The organism is Enterobacter sp. RHBSTW-00975, assembly GCF_013615235.1.
Classification (GTDB): Bacteria; Pseudomonadota; Gammaproteobacteria; order Enterobacterales; family Enterobacteriaceae; genus Enterobacter; species Enterobacter ludwigii.
Genome location: NZ_CP055884.1, coordinates 103,020 through 121,655 on the forward strand (window position 1 = coordinate 103,020; position 18,636 = coordinate 121,655).

The following is an 18,636-nucleotide window of genomic DNA, read 5'->3' on the forward strand; positions in this document are numbered from 1 at the left end:
ACCACCCTGAATTGACTCTCTTCGGGTGCTATCATGCCATACCACGAAATGTTTTGCGCCATTCGGAGGGGGCACGCCGAAGTGAGATTCAAAATGCCGACGTCAGTTCACAGGTGGGTAATGATACCAACGTGTTGATTTCGTATTTTCACTGACACCAGGATCATCCTGATGTTACAAGGATTGAATGACTACAGATTAAAATAGTCATCAACAGGTTGACAGCATTACCGTATTTTTATTGCCAATATTGATGACCCGGTGAAGCGAGCGCTACTTGTTTCTGTGGTGAAAGGGTTACGTGGTACTGGCAAACCACTGGTGTTTGAAGGGGTGGAAACGCCAGGACAGTTTGAATTCGTCCGTTCTCTTGGCCCCGGTTACCTAGTTCAGGGCTGGTATACCGGAAAACCCGAAACAATATCTGCGATGAATATTCAGGGTTAAAACGATACGGGGCCCGGCCCGTATCGGCAACCCGACCCGTCAGCGTATCGCTTTCTGTCTGAAGCCGGTTCAGGTCGGCTTCTATCTGCGCGATGCGGCGGGAGATTTATTCAGAACGACTGCCGAAGTTCATCCGGCGAAGCTTATCCAGCTGCGCCTGCAGATGGTCTATTTCGCGCTCCCGGTCGGCCTGCTTTTCCAGCAGGGCGCGGTTCAGCGCTTCCTGTTCGGACAGGCGCTGTTTCAGCAGAAGGATGTCGTCAGGGTAGGTGTTGTTCATAAGCCCGCATTTTACCAGGCTTATTCAACGACAACCAGGATAAAGAGGCCTACAACATGGTCAGGGACGTAAGCAGTCTTTTAGGCTGCCGCCAGTCGATGCCTTCCAGAAGCATTGCCAGCTGCGCCGGGGTCAGGAACACTTTGCCATCGCGGGCAGAGGGCCAGGCGAAGCGGCCGCGTTCCAGCCGTTTGGTCAGCAGGCACAGCCCGTCGCCGGTGGACCACAGCAGTTTGACCTTACTGCCGCTGCGGCCCCGGAAGATGAAGACATGGCCGGACATCGGGTCATCTTTCAGCATCGTCTGCACCTTTGCGGCGAGACCATTGAAGCCGTTGCGCATGTCGGTGATACCGGCAACCAGCCAGATTTTGGTGCCTGTTGGCAGGTGGTTATCACTTCCTTTATCTGTCCTGTGATGATCCTTATGACTTCGCCAGACTACTTCACCACACACATGGGTCTGCCAGATACCGGTTCGGGATGGATTTCCGCTTCTACGCTGAACACCGTCTTTAGAAGCTCTGGTTTCATCACTGCTTCCGGAGCACCTTGCGCCATCACGCGACCGCTTGCCAGTACCACCAGATGATCGCAATAGCGGCTGGCCTGATTCAGATCGTGGAGTACCGTCACTACGGTTTTCCCCTGCCTTTTGAGTTCAACCATCAGGCGCATCAGTTCAACCTGATGATTGATATCGAGGTAGGTCGTAGGCTCATCAAGAAGAATGAGTGGGGTATCCTGTGCCAACACCATCGCCAGAAACGCACGCTGGCGCTGGCCGCCGGAAAGCTGGGTTAACCTGCGGTCAGCCAGATTGCGCGTCCGGGTCTGACTCATTGCCACGTTGACCCGCTCGTTGTCTTCCGCGGAGAGTCGCCCCCACAACGACAGCCACGGGCTGCGGCCGTAGGAAACCAGTTCCCGTACAGTGATCCCCTCGGGGGATAAATGGTGTTGCGGCAGTAAAGCCAGGCGGCGAGCCAGCTGGCGGGCGGAAAAACCGGCTATGGGTTTTTCATCAAGCAATATCTCGCCAGAGTCTGGTGTTAACAGGCGAGAAAAACAGTTCAACAGCGTCGATTTCCCGCAACCGTTAGGGCCGAGCAGGGCCGTGATTTTTCCGGCAGGCAGGGCGAGAGAAAGTCCATCCAGCACGGTTTGTGCGCCATAGCTGACGGTCAGATTTTCAGTACGTAATCTCATTTATCGCATTCTCACAAGCAGCCAGACAAACCACGGTGCGCCGATAATGGCGGTCAGCACGCCTGCCGGAAGCTCCAGCGGCGGATGAATGATTCGTGCCAGCAGATCGGCAATGACCAGCAACAACGCGCCCGTCAGGGCCGAAACGGGCATCAGCCAGCGGTGACGCCCGCCGGCGATCCTGCGCACCATGTGCGGCACGACGAGACCAATAAAACTTATCGGGCCACAGACGGCCACGCCGGTTGCTGTCATCGCGACAGCCAGCATCAGCCCCTGGAACCGGGTGCGCTGAACCGACACGCCGAGCGTGGCTGCTCGTGCATCGCCCAGCGCCAGCAGGTCGAGATCGCGACAAAAGCGCAGGCTCAGCGGCAAAAACAGAATGAGCAACGGCACGGCAATCTTCACAAAGTGCCAGTCGCGCCCCCATAAGCTACCCGTCAGCCACAGCAGGGCACTGTTTACATCCTGCGGGTGCAGGAGCATCAGGTAATCCGTCAGGCTCGCCCAGCAGGCGGAAAGCGCCACGCCGGTGAGCGCCAGCTTCATCGGCTGGTGGGTCTTTGCCAGCATCTTCAGCAAGATCAACCCCGCCATACCGCCCGCAAAGGCCAGCAGCGGCAGCACCATCACGGATAGTGATGGCATAAGAAGCAGTGCTCCCACAGAGGCAAGGCTGGCGGCATGGTTAATGCCGAGAATATCCGGTGATGCTAGCGGGTTACGCACAATCCCCTGTACCAGCACGCCCGCTACGGCGAGGGCTGCACCGACAAACAGTGCCAGCAGCAAGCGCGGCAGTCGGTACTCCATCAATACATAATAATGCTCGCGTCCGTCCTGCCAGTCGGTCAGCAGCGCGCGCCACGGCACGGGGATCACCCCCATATGGAGTGATAACAGCGCACAGCCTGCCAGGGCAAGGGTGATGAAAATGACCAGCGCAATTTTCATCCTCGCCTCCTCACCAGCCAGACAAAGCAAGGACTGCCAATCAGCGCCAGCACTGCGCCTGCGGGCAGATCGCCGGGGAAGGCCAGCGCGCGTGCGAGTACATCTGCCATCAGCATCAGCGTGGCCCCCAGCAGCATGCTCACCGGCAGTACGTTGCGCTGATCGAAGCCTGCCCAGAAGCGCGCCAGATGTGGCACCAGCAGGCCGATAAACGCCACCGGACCTGCCACACTGACGCACGCGCCAACCAGAAGCAGCACTAACATATTGATGATCAAACGTAGTCTCGGCAGGTTCACTCCCAGCGTATGGGCGGTACTGTCGCTGACGTTGAGCAGGTTCAGTTGATTCGCCAGCAGCAACACGACAGGGACTGCAGTGACCACCACCGGCAAGAGCTGCCAGACATCCTGCCAGTGGGCGTGGGACACTCCGCCTGCCAGCCAGTAAAAGATGCCGTAAGCATGATCTTCGGCCAGCAGCAGGGTGATGCGGGTCAGGGCCATACAAAAGGCCGACAGCGCGATACCCGCGAGGATCAGTTTGTTTCTGTCCTGGGTATGACGAAACCCGCCTCCTGCGGTCATGACCAGCAGCCAGCTCACGCCGCCCCCGCATGCCGCGATGAACGACAGGGAATAGCCTGCAACCGGCGTCGGACTCAGCGCGCTGGTAAGCGCCATAGCCAGCGCCGCGCCGCTGTTAATGCCGAGCAGTGAAGGAGAGGCCATTGGGTTGTGGGTCAGGGTTTGCAGCAGCGTGCCCGCGAGCGCCAGGCTTGCGCCGATCAGAACGGCGACCAGGCTTCGCGGCAAACGAAGGTTTTGCACCAGCGCTTCTGGTAGCGTTGGCGTGTGTCCAGGCAGCAGGGCGCGGATTGCGTCTGCTCCGGAAACAGGAATGGCCGAGTAGCAAAACAGACTCAGCCAGAAAATAATAATAAGTACTGCAACGGGAAGCCCCCACAGCAGCACCGGGTGTTTTAGCGCGGTCATTTCACATCGGTAAGCGGCTGATGGTGGAAGATTTTTACCGTGTCAGCGGCAATACGCTCTGCGGCAAAAATACCGCGCATCCGCGCCCAGGCGTTACTGTCGACTGAAGCAACCTGCTGCTTCTGCGCGGCGGTTAATATCTGCCAGAGCGGATCTTGTTGCCAGCGTTTAACAATGCTCTCTTCGCGATAGTGGGCAACCAGCAGCCAGGCAGGATTGACCGCCAGCAGTTGCTCCAGGCCGATGGACGGCATGGACGCGCCCGCCATCGCAGCGGGAACGTTCAGCCCCAGAGAAGCCAGCACGCTGCCGGTCCAGGTCTCCTGGGTATGCAGGTTGAATAGCTGTTCGCGTGATGTGCCAAAGGCCACGCGTGTCCCTGTGGGAAGCTGGCTGGCCCACTGCGCCATCTTCTCTTTATGTTGTTCCAGACGCGCCTGCATCTCTCGTTTTTTACCTACCACTTCGCCGATGATAGCCGCTGAGTGCAAATTTTCAGCGTAGGTTTCGTTGCGGGACTTAAGCAGCAGTACCGGCGCGATTTGCTGCAAGGCGGTGTAAATCCCCGCATGGCGACTGCTGTCGGCAATGATCAGGTCTGGTTTCAGGGCAGCAATGGCTTCCAGGCTCGGCTGCGCGCGCGTTCCGACGGACTGCCACGGTTTCAGGTGCGCACGCACTTCGGGCAGGATGCGTTTTGCATCGTTATCGTCGGCAATACCGATCGGGCTGACGTCCACGGCGGCCAGCGCATCGGCGAACGAGAGTTCCAGCACCACAATCCGTTGTGGCGTTTTATCGAGTGTAAACGTGCCGTGTTCGTCCTGAACCGTGGCGGCAAAGGCGTGGCCGATCACCAGCAGCAGGCCTGCAAAAAGAAAACGGATAAATGCCAACATAGTCACATTCCAGCTAAAAGCCCGGCAAGCCGGGCGTTAACACATCAGAACTTCAACGCCCCCTGCATATACAGCGTGCGCGGTTGGCCTGCGTAGATGCCTTTGTTGTTGTCGTCATAAGAGCGGATGAAGTAGTCCTGGTCGAAGATGTTTTTCACACCGAACGCCAGGTTCAGATCTGCCATCTGCGGGCCAAAGTCATACGCCACGCGTGCGCCCCAGAGCATGAAGCCGGGAATGCGGCCGGTACTGCCGTCGGCGCTCTCTTTCACCGTATTGGCGTTATCCGCAAACTGGCTGGACTGGAAATCGCTGTTCAGATTGAACGTCCAGTTGCCCGGCTTGTAGTCCACGCCCAGCGTGCCTTTATGTTTCGGGGAGAATGGCACCTGATTGCCATAGGTGTCGCCTTTCTCGCGGATTTCCGCGTTCACATACGCATAGCTGGCGTAGACGGAAACGTTATCAAGCGTTGGCGTTAGCGTACCCAGGTCGTAACGTGCCTGCGTTTCCAGCCCGGTATGGCGCGTTTTGCCACGTGCAGTGACGGTGTCGTTGGTCTGGTTGGAGTCGTACTGATTGTTAAAGTTAATCAGGAACAGCCCCATTTCCGCCGTCAGCGCGCCGTCGTCGTAGCGGGTACCGAGTTCCCAGGTTCGCGCTTTTTCCGGTTCCACATTGCCGCTTTGCACAGCCTTGCCAATCTGGCTGTACTGTACGGTGCCGAACGAGCCTTCAGTGTTTGCATAAAGATTCCAGCTGTCAGTCAGGTGATAGAGCACGTTCAACGCCGGAAGCGGTGCGTTATAGCTCACCTCTTCGTGCGTGCCTTTGATGGCGTTGTTCTGGTATGACTCGATATGTTCGAAACGCATACCCGGCGTGATGGTCCAGTTGCCGATGTCGATTTTGTCATCCAGATACCAGGCGTGCGCCTCGGTGCCGGAACGCGTGTCGCGGTCGTAAGGGCTTGAGCCGGACGGCAACTGCCCGCTGCTGGTGGCGGTGTAGTAACGCATTTCATGCGTTGATTCATTCACATAGCGATAGCCCACGCCCACTTCGTGCGCGGAAGGGCCGATCATAAAGCTCTGGCTGTAGCGTGGCTCAATACCGCGCACCCAGTAGTTACGCGGCGAGAGGGTGATGCGTTTGCCTTGCTCCAGGTAGCCGCTGCGCAGGGTCTGGGTGTAGAACCCCTGAATGTTGAATTTATGCTGGCTGTCCGGCTGGAACTGGTAGCCCAGGCTCGCCAGCTTGCGACGGCCCCAGAAGCGGTCATACGGGCGGGTGGATTGCCAGCGATCGGCGTCGTAATCCGCGCGGGACAGGCCGCCGGGCATGTCGGCTTCACCATCGTAATATTGCAGCAGGCTGTTGAAGGTGTGCACCTCATTCGGCGCATATTTGCTTTTCAGCATCAGGTCGTCGATGCGGGTGGCGCTGTGCTCGCGCCAGTCACTGCCGCGCGTGCCGGAGTAGAGCAGCGCGGTGCCAAAACCGTTGTCCGCTGTGCCGCCCACCATCAGGTTGTGCGTCTCTTTCGGGTTGTTTTGTGAAGAGGTTGGGCTGAGCTGACCTTCCACCCCCGCCTCGATACCAAAGTCCTGCGGAATGGCGCGGGTAACAAAGTTCACCACGCCGCCCACGCTCTGCGGTCCGTAACGCACCGCACCACCACCGCGCACCACGTCAATGGCATCCATGTTGCCGAGCGAAACGGGAGCCAGTGAAAGCTGCGGCTGACCGTAAGGGGCAAAGGGGACGGGGATGCCGTCCATCAGGACGGTCGAGCGGCTGGCGAGGCGTGGGTTCAGGCCCCGGATGCCAAAGTTCATCGCCAGGTCGTGGCTGCCGGTGCCGTTGTTTTCCGGCGCGCTGACGCCAGGGATGCGGTTAAGCACCTCACGCATGGTGGTTGCGCCGGTTTTGGCGAAATCCTCACGGCGGATCACGTCACGCGCGCCAGCATGTTCAAATACGTCGTTTTCACGCGCATCGCCCAGCCAGTCGCCGACCACGGTCAGGGCATCTTCTTTTGGCGCGGGCGCGGGCTCCAGCGTCCAGCTGTTATTTCCCAGCGGTTTTACCTGCAGTCCGCTGCCGTCCAGCAGCTGTTGCAGGCCGCTCTCGACGTCGTAATCTCCGTGCAGGCCGTTGCTCTGCTTGCCGCGCGTCAGGCTGGCGTCAACCGAGAGGGTAATTCCGCTGTGTGCGGCATACTGATTGAGCGCTTTGTCGAGCGATCCCGGTGCGATATCAACCTGTGCAGCAAAAGCGGAAAACGAGAGACCGGCCAGCGGCAGCAGGCTCAGGCGAATGGCGTTAACCAAAGGTGTTGTTTTACGAAAAACGCGTAACGGCGTCATACCTTCTCCATCATCATTTTTGTTGTGTTCAGCTATGAGTCGAACGAGAAGGGTAAAAAGGACAATCGAAATGAGAATTATTTTTCTTACAGCGGTGAAATGTTTATCCAGTACCGCGTAATAGACTGAATTTTAACGGGAAGCGTTTGAGCGATAACGTTCAGGATCGCATCGGTATTTTTCAGCGGGAACGTCCCGCTCAGGCGCAGCCCGGCAACGGCGGGATCGCAGCGCAGCACGCCGTTGCGGTAACGGCTTAGCGTGGCTATCACCTCACCCAGCGGTTTATCGCTGAAGCTCAGGATGCCCTTCGTCCAGCTTGTACTCTCGTCATCCAGCGGTTTCACTGCGCCAAACTCAGAGGCGCTGAACTGCAGGCTTTCACCAGCGTTCACGATGCGTTTTTGCGCGGGGGCACTGGCGAGAAGCACTTCCACGGCGTGCTGCTGCACGTCAAGCTGCGTGAAATTATCCTGCTGGCGGACGGTAAATTCTGTCCCTAAAGCGGTGAGTTGGCCCTGACGGGTCAGGACGCGGAAGGGGCGTTGCTGCGCATCTTTCGCGGTAGTAATGGCGATTTCACCGTACCAGAGCCGGACGGTGCGCTGATGCGCATCATAACGCACATCCGCCGCGCTTTGGGTATTCAGCGTGAGCAGGGAGCCATCTTCCAGTTGCTGACGGCTGACTGCGCCTTTGGCGGTGCGGTAATCTGCCCGCAGACCTTCGCCGGTTTCCGACTGCCAGAGTTGCCAGCCTCCGCCAGCGCCGAGCAACAGCAGTAATCCTTTCATCACGTGACGGCGGGTGAGGCGGGTATCGTGCAGCGCCCGGCTGGCAACGTCGCCAGGCACACCGCCAAGCTGGTTGCGCAGGTTTTCAACCTGCTGCCAGGCCCACTGGTTATCCTGATCCTGTTCATACCACTGTTGCCAGCGCGCTTCCTGTTGTGGGCTGACGCGCTCGCCGCTTAGCACGGCATACCAGTGGGAAGCTGAACGCAGCGCCTGACGGCGGGAATCGGTTAACGAAGGATTCATAACCCATGCTCCAGACGAAACAGCAGGCAGTGCTCGACGGCTTTCGCCACGTATTTTTTCACGGAGCTGACGGAAACACCGAGTTTGTGCGCAATCTCGCTGTATGTCAGGCCATCCAGTTGCGAAAGCAGAAACGCTTCACGTGTTTTTCCGTTTAGCCCGTCCAGCATGCTGTCGACGAGTTGTAGGGTCTCGAGCTGGCTTTCGCGTTCCTCAGGTGAAGGCGCTACCCCCTCCGGCATAAGCGCCAGCATCTCCAGATACGCTTTTTCCAGCGCGTTTCGGCGAAACAGGTCCACCATCACGCGTTTGGCGATAGTGCACAGGAAAGAGCGAGGATCGCGGATCGTCGAGAGCGTTTCGCTGCTCATTACCCGCAAAAAAGTGTCCTGGGCAATGTCATCTGCATCAAAAGCAGACTGGAGTTTGCGCGTCAGCCAACTTTTCAACCAGCCGTTATGGGTGCCATAAAGCGACTCGAACGTTAAGGAAGCTGTGGTAGTGGCACGGTCAGACATGCGGAGTGCATCAAAAGTTAATTATCACGTAGCCATATTAATATGAGAATGGTTATCATTACAATTGGAAATAAAATTGTTTCCAATAAACATTTTTAACATGTTGTTTTTCTAAGTGTTATAAGGTAGGTATAAAATGGGATGGATCCTCTGCTTCTGGCATCTGTCGGTCAGAATGACATCATGATGTGGTCTGCTATTATTGACATCCTCCCCGCCCTTTAGGGCGGGGAGGATGTCAACTATGAGTGTTGCCTGAAATGTCGCCAGCCCCCGGTACAGCAGAAGTATCTCGGGCTTTCTGCGTTTGCTCCTGGTGGGTATGGCCCCCGCAAGCGGGGGTTATTGCTAACTGTCGTTTCAACAAAAAGTAACTTTTTTCACTTTGCCCCTCAGTACAAATTAGGGGCTTGCCGCGGATGTACCATGCCTGAATATCTTCGAGTGATGATTTGGTGCGGCTTTGTTGAATAAATCAGATTTCGGGTTCCACCTGACTGACCTGCTGCCAGAGCGGGGCGTGATGCTCCGGCACGGTCTGCCAGCCGGATGCAGCCGAACAGAGACGGTGCGATGCCATCTGCTGCTCATTACTGTAGATCCGCAGTTCATCATCCAGCGAGATCCGTATTGATACCGGCTGGCCACACAGGCTTTCCGGCACGCTGTAACGGTTTCCGCCAACCTCGATATAGCCATCCCAGGAGACATGACGGATATCGAAGTAGCTGGTATCGAAGTCCGTATCCGGCAACGGCTGCAGATGCTCCTGTTCCTGCGTGAAGCGCTGTTCCGGTGTCTGCCTGAACTGGCGAAGTTCTCGCCTGTCGGCATCGTCAGCCATCCACTGCTCCAGTAGCTGATTAACCTGGGCGAAGCTGTCGAACCGGCGGTACCGGACGAAGAAGTTCTCCTTGAGGTATTTCACCATCCGCTCCACCTTACCTTTGGTTCTGGCCCTTCGTGGACGGCATGCCCGTGGCAGGAAGCCATAGTGATCGGCCAGCAGCAGGAACCCGGAGTTGAACACCATCTTCCCGTTGTTATTTTTCAGCACTGCGGCTTTCTGATTATCGACCAGCACGGTTTTCACGCTGCCGCCGAAGTAGCGGAAGGCGCGGACCAGTGACTCATAGGTATGTTCAGCATCCTGCTTTGGTGCCGCGAAGACATGGAAGCGACGTGAGAACCCCAGCGTGTTAACCGCGAAGTTAACCCTGCATCGTTGCCCGGCAACCTCAGCCTCAACTTCTCCCCAGTCATGCTGGAGCTGGTAACCGGGCTGAGTTTCGAAGCGAACCGTTTTCTTCGATGGCCGCATCTTACGTTTTGGCTGGATGTAGTAACGCAACATGGAGCGTCCGCCGGTATAACCCATCGCTTTGATTTCCGCGAGGATGACCTCGCCGTTCCAGACATTCTCAGCCAGACGCATGTCGATATAGTCCATGAACGGCCTGAGTTTGGCCATTTTGTGGCGTGTTTTTCTGGCCGGAGGTTCCGGGTATTTCAGGTACCGTCTGACAGTCCGCTCAGAGCAACCAACCTGAGTGGCAATATCAACAATATACGCACCCTGCTGGCGCATTTGCTTTATCATGTAAAAGTCCTCATGAGCATGTTTGGTCAGGACGAAACACTGTTCAGTGGTGTGCTGCGTTACACCAGCGTTTTTGATTTGACCTGCCACCCAACTCTGACATTGCCCTGCGGGCGTACTGCTGCAGGCGCACCAATCGCCTTCCAGCTTGTTGCACCACATTTTGGCGAAACCGCATTGATACAGTCTGGCTGGGCGTGGCAGCAGGTTACTGACTGGCATCGCACTCATCCCGCCCTTTAATTTTCTTTGCTCCAGCCAACAGGCTGGAGCAATCAGTTATGAATCACTTACAGTGGAGTCAGCATATCAAATCATGATGTCTTACCTTCCGAAAATGCCATCAAAGTGCGGGCGATTCAGTCATTCCTGACGGAGAAAGGTCAGCTCGATCCAGAAACTTCAGACGCCATCGTGGACTATTTTGAAAACAAGATCGGTCCCCGTAACGGTGCCAGTGTCGTGGCGCGCGCCTGGCTTGATGCCGAATTTAAAAAAAGCTGCTTGAAGATGGCACGGCTGCCATCAGCGAGATGGTTTTTTCAGGTGCCGAAGGCGCAGTCATTCACGTCCTCGAAAACAGTGATGCGGTACATAACATCGTTGTTTGTACGCTGTGCTCCTGCTATCCGTGGCCGGTTCTGGGATTGCCGCCAATCTGGTTTAAATCTGCACAGTACCGCTCCCGTGTGGTGATTGATCCAAGAGGCGTGCTGAAGAAGTTCGGTACTGAGCTTCCACCGGAGAAAGAAATTCGCGTTTGGGACAGTAATGCCGAAATTTGCTATTTCGTACTGCCGCAACGCCCGGCTGGTACGGAGAACCTGAACGAAGAACAACTGGCCGCGAGAGTAAGGCGTGATTCAATGATTGGTACGGGCCTCCTCTACCGGCGTAGGCTTCAATAAAGCCGGTAATGACTCCAACTTATTGATAGTGTTTTATGTTCAGATAATGCCCGATGACTTTGTCATGCAGCTCCACCGATTTTGAGAGCGACAGCGACTTCCGTCCCAGCCGTGCCAGGTGCTGCCTCAGATTCAGGTTATGCCGCTCAATTCGCTGCGTATATCGCTTGCTGATTACGTGCAGCTTTCCCTTCAGGCGGGATTCATACAGCGGCCAGCCATCCGTCATCCATATCACCACGTCAAAGGGTGACAGCAGGCTCATAAGACGCCCCAGCGTCGCCATAGTGCGTTCACCGAATACGTGCGCAACAACCGTCTTCCGGAGCCTGTCATACGCGTAAAACAGCCAGCGCTGGCGCGATTTAGCCCCGACATAGCCCCACTGTTCGTCCATTTCCGCGCAGACGATGACGTCACTGCCCGGCTGTATGCGCGAGGTTACCGACTGCGGCCTGAGTTTTTTAAGTGACGTAAAATCGTGTTGAGGCCAACGCCCATAATGCGGGCGGTTGCCCGGCATCCAACACCATTCATGGCCATATCAATGATTTTCTGGTGCGTACCGGGTTGAGAAGCGGTGTAAGTGAACTGCAGTTGCCATGTTTTACGGCAGTGAGAGCAGAGATAGCGCTGATGTCCGGCAGTGCTTTTGCTGTTACGCACCACCCCGTCAGTAGCTGAACAGGAGGGACAGCTGATAGAAACAGAAGCCACTGGAGCACCTCAAAAACACCATCATACACTAAATCAGTAAGTTGGCAGCATCACCTTTTGCGTCTATAGTCATGATGTCAAATGAACGCGTTTCGACAGGAAATCATCATGAATAAATATCAGGCAGTTATTATTGGTTTTGGCAAGGCTGGAAAAACATTAGCCGTCACGCTGGCAAAAGCAGGTTGGCGTGTGGCTCTCATCGAACAATCAAATGCAATGTATGGCGGGACCTGTATTAATATCGGCTGTATCCCAACCAAAACATTGGTTCATGACGCACAGCAGCACACAGATTTTGTCCGTGCCATACAGCGTAAAAATGAAGTGGTTAATTTTTTACGTAATAAGAATTTTCATAATCTTGCGGATATGCCCAATATCGACGTGATCGACGGCCAGGCGGAGTTTATCAATAATCATAGCCTGCGTGTTCATCGGCCTGAGGGAAATCTGGAGATTCATGGCGAGAAAATTTTTATTAATACCGGTGCACAAGCCGTGGTTCCGCCAATTCCTGGAATTACCACCACGCCTGGTGTATATGACAGCACCGGATTACTTAATCTAAAAGAATTGCCTGGGCATTTAGGTATTTTGGGCGGCGGATATATTGGCGTTGAGTTCGCCTCTATGTTCGCTAATTTTGGCAGCAAAGTAACCATTTTAGAGGCAGCTTCGCTGTTTTTGCCTCGGGAAGATCGGGATATTGCTGATAATATCGCGACGATTTTACGCGATCAGGGCGTCGATATTATCCTCAATGCCCATGTGGAGCGAATCAGTCACCATGAAAATCAAGTGCAAGTGCATAGCGAGCACGCCCAACTGGCGGTGGATGCACTGTTAATAGCTTCCGGTCGTCAACCGGCTACCGCTTCGTTACATCCAGAAAATGCCGGTATCGCAGTAAACGAGCGCGGGGCAATTGTCGTTGACAAGCGATTACATACCACCGCAGACAATATTTGGGCGATGGGAGATGTTACCGGCGGGCTGCAATTTACTTACATATCACTGGATGATTACCGCATTGTACGTGATGAGTTACTGGGTGAAGGCAAACGTAGTACTGATGATCGGAAAAATGTGCCTTATTCCGTATTTATGACACCGCCCCTGTCCAGGGTTGGTATGACAGAAGAACAAGCCAGAGAGAGTGGTGCTGATATTCAGGTGGTGACATTGCCTGTAGCTGCAATTCCGCGCGCCAGAGTGATGAACGATACCCGTGGGGTATTAAAAGCGATTGTTGATAATAAAACCCAACGTATATTAGGGGCATCACTGCTGTGTGTTGACTCCCACGAGATGATCAATATAGTGAAAATGGTGATGGATGCCGGGCTGCCTTATAGCATATTACGCGATCAGATATTTACTCATCCGTCGATGAGCGAATCACTCAATGATCTATTTTCATTAGTCAAATAAACTCAAAATCAGACGCCAGAACAAATATTCTGGCGTCTCAGAGGTGATGCTGCCAACTTACTGATTTAGTGTATGATGGTGTTTTTGAGGTGCTCCAGTGGCTTCTGTTTCTATCAGCTGTCCCTCCTGTTCAGCTACTGACGGGGTGGTGCGTAACGGCAAAAGCACCGCCGGACATCAGCGCTATCTCTGCTCTCACTGCCGTAAAACATGGCAACTGCAGTTCACTTACACCGCTTCTCAACCCGGTACGCACCAGAAAATCATTGATATGGCCATGAATGGCGTTGGATGCCGGGCAACTGCCCGCATTATGGGCGTTGGCCTCAACACGATTTTACGTCACTTAAAAAACTCAGGCCGCAGTCGGTAACCTCGTGCATACAGCCGGGCAGTGACGTCATCGTCTGCGCGGAAATGGACGAACAGTGGGGCTATGTCGGGGCTAAATCGCGCCAGCGCTGGCTGTTTTACGCGTATGACAGGCTCCGGAAGACGGTTGTTGCGCACGTATTCGGTGAACGCACTATGGCGACGCTGGGGCGTCTTATGAGCCTGCTGTCACCCTTTGACGTGGTGATATGGATGACGGATGGCTGGCCGCTGTATGAATCCCGCCTGAAGGGAAAGCTGCACGTAATCAGCAAGCGATATACGCAGCGAATTGAGCGGCATAACCTGAATCTGAGGCAGCACCTGGCACGGCTGGGACGGAAGTCGCTGTCGCTCTCAAAATCGGTGGAGCTGCATGACAAAGTCATCGGGCATTATCTGAACATAAAACACTATCAATAAGTTGGAGTCATTACCCACTTGTCATTAGATCTTCCACTGTTCAGCCAAGTGACGGAAGTGACACACGTCGATAAATACTAACAGTAGTTCAGCATACAGTTATCTCGGCATTACAATTATGCGTCTCGTGAACACAGTAGCACCTGTAAGGCATACTCCAGTTGTTTAGCATTATCTTCTACAATGAGCCATTCTGGTGGTAATATATCGCACTTATAGATTGTGCTCTGTGGCTGCTTGCCCATATAAGCTTGGGGGACACTTTCCTTTAGCACAAAAACGGTTGATTGCCGGGCTAATTCCATGCAGTTATCTGATAGCCATTGGCAATACGTCATAACTGCGGCGGGTGGCGGAGTATGCGTGTGCGACATGGCTCGGCTTATGCTTTCCGCTAATAAAAGGGAAGTTGCGTATACCCGTATTGCATGGCGGTCGTAACGTTGCGTGACGATGTTAATCCGCTCTGCATGTAGCCGACCCCGTAGCGACCAGCGTTTACTGACCTGTGCTTCAGCTACAGCGGCACGAAGAGCTGCCAGAGCTGACTGAGCATCTGAAAGCTGACTCAAAGCGGCTTCTGCCCCCTTACTGCTTTGCACCTCGCAGGCTCTGAGCATTCGATCCATCCCATTACCGAGTTGTCGAAGGAAATCAGAAGTTGAACGCCCAATATCACTAAATGGATTAGACGTAAAAAGCACCTGGCTGAATAATAATCCTACAGAGGCTCCCAGCAAAACATCCACCAAACGGGTTCCACCCGCGCTTTCTGGCCCCATGGCAAGAACCAAAGCAACCGATACTCCAGCCTGGATTGGTACCACCGGGGCCGGGCCAATGGCGGCACCAAACAAAATAGCGAAGAACATACCGACGCACATCCGAATCAGTGGGTGAGTATCGGGTAACTGCCACATCAACTCCCCCATCACAATACCGAACGTACAACCAATCACTAGATTTCTTGCTTGTTTCAGGTGACTGGGTACGCCCGGAGCAAGACATACCACGGCACTGACGATGGCAAAAGTAGGATGTTCATGTCCCAGCAGCCATACGGCCAGTATCCATGACAGCAGGCAGGCGAGTGCAGTAGCAAGTGCATCACGCGCTGCCAGCCTCGCACGTGAAGGAAATCCAGTGACGACCTGGCGCCAGGTCAGGCGTAGACGAACTAACCAATGCAAAAGGGGAATCCTCGGTGATGATGGGCATAATGATTCATGGTTCTATATGATCAACTGGAATCAACGAAAATCAGCAATACGATTCTAATTTATTGCATTATTGGATGAATTCCATTTTTTCAAAATTTTAGCCCATATTTCTTTATCTTATCGGACAACGTACTTTTGGCTACCTGTAGTGACTCTGCTGTACGAGAAAGGCTACCTGCATGGCGTGCGAGCTCAGTGGCAATCAAACCTCTCTCAAAATATTCAACGGTTTGCATCAGTGAGAACGAGGAGATATCCGAAGAAATATCTCCCATTGTGATTGTACTCTTAATGCCCAGAACAAATCTCTCGGCTTCATTTCGCAACTCCCTTACGTTCCCGGGCCAACGCCAGGCCATCAACTGATGAAGTTTTGTCTCTTTAATCACTGGGGCTGTGCGATTGAAACTGATCGATGACTGGTTTACAAACAGGTTAAACAACAGGGGAATATCCTCCAGCCAGCAACCCTGCCGTCATCGGCCCGCCATAATGCAGACCTTTACCAATAAGAATCGCGGTCCCCAGTCCTGACAGGCAGACGATCACCGTGAAAACTACCTGCGGCATGCCATCGCTACGAATCGCGCGGATGAACTGCGGTCCCACAGAATAGCCAACGGCGAACAAAAACATGTAAAACCAAAGGTACGACGTTCTTGTTGGGAGAAAGCCGTGCCTTTATTCAGACCTGGATTTTTTAATAATTCGACCCCTTTCGGAAGGGATTTCTGCAACACAGTCATATTTAACTCTCCAAATTGAATCATTGTCTGTTGATGAATGAAACGTTCATCGCATCTCTGTCATTGCACTGAGCGTGCCACTTTTTATAAAAAATAAGTAATTGATAAATGGAGGTTAATTGTGAGCTGTGATTTTAGGTATTCCGGTTATCCGGAAAAATACGGATGCTATGTTCGGTTTTCCGAACGGAACGGGGGAAGTTAGGCAGATTATCCTGATGGACTACTTTTAATCAGTAGTGATTATGTGGGGAAGGCGAACGGCATCCGCGTAAACCTCTTTGCCGATCTGGGGCACAAGACTACAGTCTGTAAAGAGGTTTACGACACCATGCTTCATGGCTAAAACCGTTCAGCCGCGTTTCCGGCAGTGTTTGGTAGCCAGTCGCAATTTCCTGCCGACGGCCACCGGAAACGCGGTTCAGTCGGTTAAATCGCTTTCTGTGCTGGTACAACCAGGTTGTCGTCCCGGAGCCTGAATACTGATACAGACTGTTGCAGCAACCCGGCCTGCTCTTCAAGTGCCGCCGCCGCTGCAACGGACTCTTCAACAAGGGATGCGTTCTGCTGCGTCACACTGTCCATTTCGTGAACCGCAATACCAACCTGCTCAATTCCGCGGCTCTGTTCATCGGATGCAGCAGCAATTTCTGGGGTCGTCTCAGAAAACGGAAAAAATCGTACGCTAAGCCTGCGCTGAGGCCGGCACCCACCGGTACAGCGTAGGAACGGACACGCCGAGGTTCTTGGCCACGTCCTTGGGCGGCACGCCGCTGGCCAGTAGCTTCTTGGCCGACTCGATCTTGCTGTCGGTCATCTTGGGCTTGCGACCGCCCTTGCGGCCAAGCTGACGAGCGACATCCAATCCGGCGCGGGTACGCTCGACTATCAGCTCGCGTTCCATTTCGGCGAGGCTGGCCATGACGTGGAAGAAGAACCGGCCAGAGGGCGTTCCGGTGTCGATGGCGTCAGTCAGGCTCTTGAACTGGGCGCCCTGCTTGTGCAGTTCGCCGACCAGATCGACCAATTGTTTGACGCTGCGCCCCAGGCGATCCAGCTTCCAAACCACCAGGGTGTCACCCTCGCGCAGCATTTCGAGCGTCTTGGCCAAGCCCGGACGGTCGGCCCGCGTGCCGCTCACCTTGTCCTCAAAGACCTTCTGGCATCCAGCCTTGGTCAAGGCTTCGCGTTGCAGTTCAAGATTCTGATCCTGCGTCGAGACGCGCGCATAGCCGATCAACATGGCTTGTCTCGTGCCCGGTCAATCATTTTTCAGCCAAGGCAAAGCCAGCATTGCCTGGAGCCACGACGGAAACGAAGATGAAGGATTCCTTCGAGTCGGTGTTCATGGCTCCGTGAACCTGCCCAGGTTTCGCTACGGCAATTTCTCCGGCCTGGATCTTGGTAACCACACCGCTTCCTTGGTAGTAACCGGCAGAACCAGAAAGAACAGTCCAAGTGTCTTGACCGTGGGGATGAACGTGAGCGGCAATTTCTTGCCCTGGACGAACATGCCAAACAACGATTGTGGACTCTTCAGTTTCAAGCACCACCGATCGAATAGGCTCGCCATCAGATGGGCGGGCAAACTCCGAAATCGCAAATATTCTTGCTGCAATAGACATAGTGACAACCTCCATTTCATACGTATACGGAAACTCTTTTACACGCCAGAGCCAAGGGCCTACGCGGAGAAGATGTCGGCGATACAAGCGATAACGAGGCCCTGCTTCTCGCGTTGCTCCAGCCGCTCGCTGATGGCTTTCATGATTCCATCATGGATCCATCCCATAGTCGTTGCAGTCTTCGTCGTCAGCATCCTGACGCACGGCGGGCAGTTGCTTGAGCAACTCAGGTAGTGCTGCCTGCACGGTGTCCCACACTACATCGAGGTTGATGTCGAAGTAGCCGTGGGCGATGCGGTTGCGCATGCCGCGCATATTGCGCCACGGCACTTGCCCGTGCGCCTGGGCGAACTCGGCATAGCCATCCATCACCTTCGTGACGGCCTCGCCGATGATGATGAGGCTCATGATGACGGCCTGTTGGGTTCGCTTGTCCTCAAGGAAATCCTCCTTGGCCAAGCCCTCCACGAAGCCGCAGGCATCGGCTGCGGCCTGCTGCATGTGGTCCAGGTAGTCGGGTAGTCGGTGGTTCTCGCTCATACCGGCTGCGCCTCCGCGAGTACCTTGGCCCGGAACTTCGGCGGCAGGTCGCCGGGGGTCAGCAGATCGACGTGGAGGCCGAGTAGCGATTCCAGCTCGACTTGCAGACCACCCAAGTCGAACAGCGTCGCACCAGGCAGCGCATCGACCAGCAGATCGATGTCGCTGCCATCGTGGTCGGTGCCATGCAGCACCGAACCGAAGACGCGCGGGTTCGCGGTGCGGAAGCGGCCTACCGCTTCACGCACTGCGCTTCGCTTCATGTCAAGCACAACGGAGGGTCGCATGGGCATCCTTTCTTATCGAAACTCGTTGAGATGATATGCAATCAAGAATA

General features: G+C 54.7%; 18 protein-coding genes and 7 pseudogenes. 6 read left to right on the top strand and 19 right to left on the bottom strand.

Annotated elements, in window-relative coordinates:
- Window positions 1-31: 31 nt before the first annotated feature.
- Window positions 32-114, bottom strand: a pseudogene (locus HV340_RS24565) (hypothetical protein); the annotation flags it as partial.
- 135 nt (window positions 115-249) lie between these two features.
- On the opposite strand from HV340_RS24565, the gene HV340_RS23785 reads away from it, so the two are divergent.
- A complete protein-coding gene (locus HV340_RS23785) occupies window positions 250-447 on the top strand; it encodes an EAL domain-containing protein (RefSeq protein WP_072050298.1) in 198 nt (65 codons plus the stop codon).
- A gap of 28 nt (window positions 448-475) precedes the next feature.
- On the opposite strand, the pseudogene HV340_RS23790 reads toward HV340_RS23785, so the two are convergent.
- The 9 genes and pseudogenes from HV340_RS23790 to fecI all read right to left on the bottom strand — a co-directional run.
- Window positions 476-727: pseudogene (locus HV340_RS23790) on the bottom strand (IS66 family transposase); the annotation flags it as partial.
- Window positions 728-776: 49 nt separating this feature from the next.
- Window positions 777-1,070, bottom strand: a complete 294-nt coding sequence (tnpB, locus tag HV340_RS23795; protein WP_004118251.1) for an IS66 family insertion sequence element accessory protein TnpB — start codon at window positions 1,068-1,070, stop codon at window positions 777-779.
- A 98-nt stretch (window positions 1,071-1,168) separates the two neighbouring features.
- Window positions 1,169-1,936 carry a Fe(3+) dicitrate ABC transporter ATP-binding protein FecE gene (gene fecE / locus HV340_RS23800; protein ID WP_004152282.1) on the bottom strand — a complete coding sequence of 256 codons (768 nt, stop codon included), beginning with the start codon at window positions 1,934-1,936 and terminating at the stop codon, window positions 1,169-1,171.
- Window positions 1,937-2,893 (bottom strand): Fe(3+) dicitrate ABC transporter permease subunit FecD, encoded by a 957-nt coding sequence (gene fecD / locus HV340_RS23805; RefSeq protein ID WP_004118246.1) that lies wholly within the window; start codon window positions 2,891-2,893, stop codon window positions 1,937-1,939.
- Entirely contained in the window at window positions 2,890-3,888 is a 999-nt protein-coding gene (gene fecC / locus HV340_RS23810) for an iron-dicitrate ABC transporter permease FecC (RefSeq protein ID WP_004118243.1), read from the bottom strand. The genes fecD and fecC overlap by 4 nt, the downstream gene beginning before the upstream one ends.
- The gene (gene fecB, locus HV340_RS23815; protein ID WP_004118241.1) at window positions 3,885-4,787 is read right to left on the bottom strand and encodes a Fe(3+) dicitrate ABC transporter substrate-binding protein FecB; all 903 of its coding nucleotides are present in this window, start codon (window positions 4,785-4,787) and stop codon (window positions 3,885-3,887) included. Before fecB ends, fecC begins: the two co-directional genes overlap by 4 nt.
- A 44-nt stretch (window positions 4,788-4,831) precedes the next feature.
- Window positions 4,832-7,156, bottom strand: coding sequence for a TonB-dependent Fe(3+) dicitrate receptor FecA (fecA, locus tag HV340_RS23820; RefSeq protein ID WP_045354824.1), 2,325 nt, complete (start codon window positions 7,154-7,156; stop codon window positions 4,832-4,834).
- An 86-nt stretch (window positions 7,157-7,242) separates the two neighbouring features.
- Window positions 7,243-8,196, bottom strand: coding sequence for a ferric citrate uptake sigma factor regulator FecR (fecR, locus tag HV340_RS23825; protein WP_017146590.1), 954 nt, complete (start codon window positions 8,194-8,196; stop codon window positions 7,243-7,245).
- The gene (gene fecI, locus HV340_RS23830; protein WP_001572456.1) at window positions 8,193-8,714 is read right to left on the bottom strand and encodes an RNA polymerase sigma factor FecI; all 522 of its coding nucleotides are present in this window, start codon (window positions 8,712-8,714) and stop codon (window positions 8,193-8,195) included. The genes fecR and fecI overlap by 4 nt, the downstream gene beginning before the upstream one ends.
- A 136-nt stretch (window positions 8,715-8,850) precedes the next feature.
- Between fecI and HV340_RS24370 the strand changes: the two are divergent.
- Window positions 8,851-8,920, top strand: a pseudogene (locus HV340_RS24370) (hypothetical protein).
- 269 nt (window positions 8,921-9,189) lie between these two features.
- On the opposite strand, the gene istA reads toward HV340_RS24370, so the two are convergent.
- Window positions 9,190-10,314 carry an IS21 family transposase gene (gene istA, locus HV340_RS23835; RefSeq protein ID WP_032237994.1) on the bottom strand — a complete coding sequence of 375 codons (1,125 nt, stop codon included), beginning with the start codon at window positions 10,312-10,314 and terminating at the stop codon, window positions 9,190-9,192.
- A 12-nt stretch (window positions 10,315-10,326) separates the two neighbouring features.
- On the opposite strand from istA, the pseudogene HV340_RS23840 reads away from it, so the two are divergent.
- Both HV340_RS23840 and nthA read left to right on the top strand, forming a co-directional pair.
- Window positions 10,327-10,557: pseudogene (locus HV340_RS23840) on the top strand (amidase family protein); the annotation flags it as partial.
- Window positions 10,558-10,620: 63 nt separating this feature from the next.
- Window positions 10,621-11,222: pseudogene (gene nthA, locus HV340_RS23845) on the top strand (nitrile hydratase subunit alpha).
- Between the two features lie 19 nt (window positions 11,223-11,241).
- Here nthA and HV340_RS23850 read toward each other — a convergent pair.
- Window positions 11,242-11,939 (bottom strand): IS1-like element IS1A family transposase gene (locus HV340_RS23850; protein ID WP_249415720.1). Its coding sequence is split into 2 segments (ribosomal slippage): window positions 11,242-11,690 and window positions 11,690-11,939, totalling 699 coding nucleotides; the frame shifts between segments, so codons are not numbered across the junction.
- Window positions 11,940-12,047: 108 nt separating this feature from the next.
- Here HV340_RS23850 and rclA point away from each other — a divergent pair.
- Both rclA and HV340_RS23860 read left to right on the top strand, forming a co-directional pair.
- A complete protein-coding gene (gene rclA, locus HV340_RS23855) occupies window positions 12,048-13,373 on the top strand; it encodes a reactive chlorine resistance oxidoreductase RclA (protein WP_004117991.1) in 1,326 nt (441 codons plus the stop codon).
- 97 nt (window positions 13,374-13,470) lie between these two features.
- Window positions 13,471-14,168 (top strand): IS1-like element IS1A family transposase gene (locus HV340_RS23860; RefSeq protein WP_223283631.1). Its coding sequence is split into 2 segments (ribosomal slippage): window positions 13,471-13,720 and window positions 13,720-14,168, totalling 699 coding nucleotides; the frame shifts between segments, so codons are not numbered across the junction.
- Window positions 14,169-14,284: 116 nt separating this feature from the next.
- Here the strand turns inward: HV340_RS23860 and HV340_RS23865 are convergent.
- The 7 genes and pseudogenes from HV340_RS23865 to HV340_RS23900 form a co-directional block, all read right to left on the bottom strand.
- Complete coding sequence (locus HV340_RS23865; protein WP_181216575.1) at window positions 14,285-15,358, bottom strand: FUSC family protein; 1,074 nt, start codon at window positions 15,356-15,358, stop codon at window positions 14,285-14,287.
- A gap of 465 nt (window positions 15,359-15,823) precedes the next feature.
- Window positions 15,824-16,030: pseudogene (locus HV340_RS23875) on the bottom strand (hypothetical protein); the annotation flags it as partial.
- 533 nt (window positions 16,031-16,563) lie between these two features.
- Window positions 16,564-16,785 (bottom strand): annotated as a pseudogene (locus HV340_RS23880) (methyl-accepting chemotaxis protein II); the annotation flags it as partial.
- Between the two features lie 34 nt (window positions 16,786-16,819).
- A complete protein-coding gene (locus tag HV340_RS23885) occupies window positions 16,820-17,377 on the bottom strand; it encodes a recombinase family protein (protein ID WP_061351473.1) in 558 nt (185 codons plus the stop codon).
- Window positions 17,378-17,399: 22 nt separating this feature from the next.
- Window positions 17,400-17,759 carry a cupin domain-containing protein gene (locus HV340_RS23890; RefSeq protein ID WP_061351474.1) on the bottom strand — a complete coding sequence of 120 codons (360 nt, stop codon included), beginning with the start codon at window positions 17,757-17,759 and terminating at the stop codon, window positions 17,400-17,402.
- 150 nt (window positions 17,760-17,909) lie between these two features.
- Window positions 17,910-18,299, bottom strand: a complete 390-nt coding sequence (locus tag HV340_RS23895) for a DUF86 domain-containing protein (protein WP_061351475.1) — start codon at window positions 18,297-18,299, stop codon at window positions 17,910-17,912.
- Complete coding sequence (locus HV340_RS23900; RefSeq protein ID WP_061351476.1) at window positions 18,296-18,586, bottom strand: nucleotidyltransferase family protein; 291 nt, start codon at window positions 18,584-18,586, stop codon at window positions 18,296-18,298. Before HV340_RS23900 ends, HV340_RS23895 begins: the two co-directional genes overlap by 4 nt.
- Window positions 18,587-18,636: the final 50 nt, after the last annotated feature.

What these genes read in the sequence shown, in the direction of transcription:
- tnpB (WP_004118251.1), bottom strand. Translation starts at nt 1,070, where the DNA reads ATGCGCAACGGCTTCAATGGTCTCGCCGCAAAGGTGCAGACGATGCTG.
- fecE (WP_004152282.1), bottom strand. Translation starts at nt 1,936, where the DNA reads ATGAGATTACGTACTGAAAATCTGACCGTCAGCTATGGCGCACAAACC.
- fecD (WP_004118246.1), bottom strand. Translation starts at nt 2,893, where the DNA reads ATGAAAATTGCGCTGGTCATTTTCATCACCCTTGCCCTGGCAGGCTGT.
- fecC (WP_004118243.1), bottom strand. Translation starts at nt 3,888, where the DNA reads ATGACCGCGCTAAAACACCCGGTGCTGCTGTGGGGGCTTCCCGTTGCA.
- fecB (WP_004118241.1), bottom strand. Translation starts at nt 4,787, where the DNA reads ATGTTGGCATTTATCCGTTTTCTTTTTGCAGGCCTGCTGCTGGTGATC.
- fecA (WP_045354824.1), bottom strand. Translation starts at nt 7,156, where the DNA reads ATGACGCCGTTACGCGTTTTTCGTAAAACAACACCTTTGGTTAACGCC.
- fecR (WP_017146590.1), bottom strand. Translation starts at nt 8,196, where the DNA reads ATGAATCCTTCGTTAACCGATTCCCGCCGTCAGGCGCTGCGTTCAGCT.
- fecI (WP_001572456.1), bottom strand. Translation starts at nt 8,714, where the DNA reads ATGTCTGACCGTGCCACTACCACAGCTTCCTTAACGTTCGAGTCGCTT.
- istA (WP_032237994.1), bottom strand. Translation starts at nt 10,314, where the DNA reads ATGATAAAGCAAATGCGCCAGCAGGGTGCGTATATTGTTGATATTGCC.
- rclA (WP_004117991.1), top strand. Translation starts at nt 12,048, where the DNA reads ATGAATAAATATCAGGCAGTTATTATTGGTTTTGGCAAGGCTGGAAAA.
- HV340_RS23885 (WP_061351473.1), bottom strand. Translation starts at nt 17,377, where the DNA reads ATGTTGATCGGCTATGCGCGCGTCTCGACGCAGGATCAGAATCTTGAA.
- HV340_RS23890 (WP_061351474.1), bottom strand. Translation starts at nt 17,759, where the DNA reads ATGTCTATTGCAGCAAGAATATTTGCGATTTCGGAGTTTGCCCGCCCA.
- HV340_RS23895 (WP_061351475.1), bottom strand. Translation starts at nt 18,299, where the DNA reads ATGAGCGAGAACCACCGACTACCCGACTACCTGGACCACATGCAGCAG.
- HV340_RS23900 (WP_061351476.1), bottom strand. Translation starts at nt 18,586, where the DNA reads ATGCGACCCTCCGTTGTGCTTGACATGAAGCGAAGCGCAGTGCGTGAA.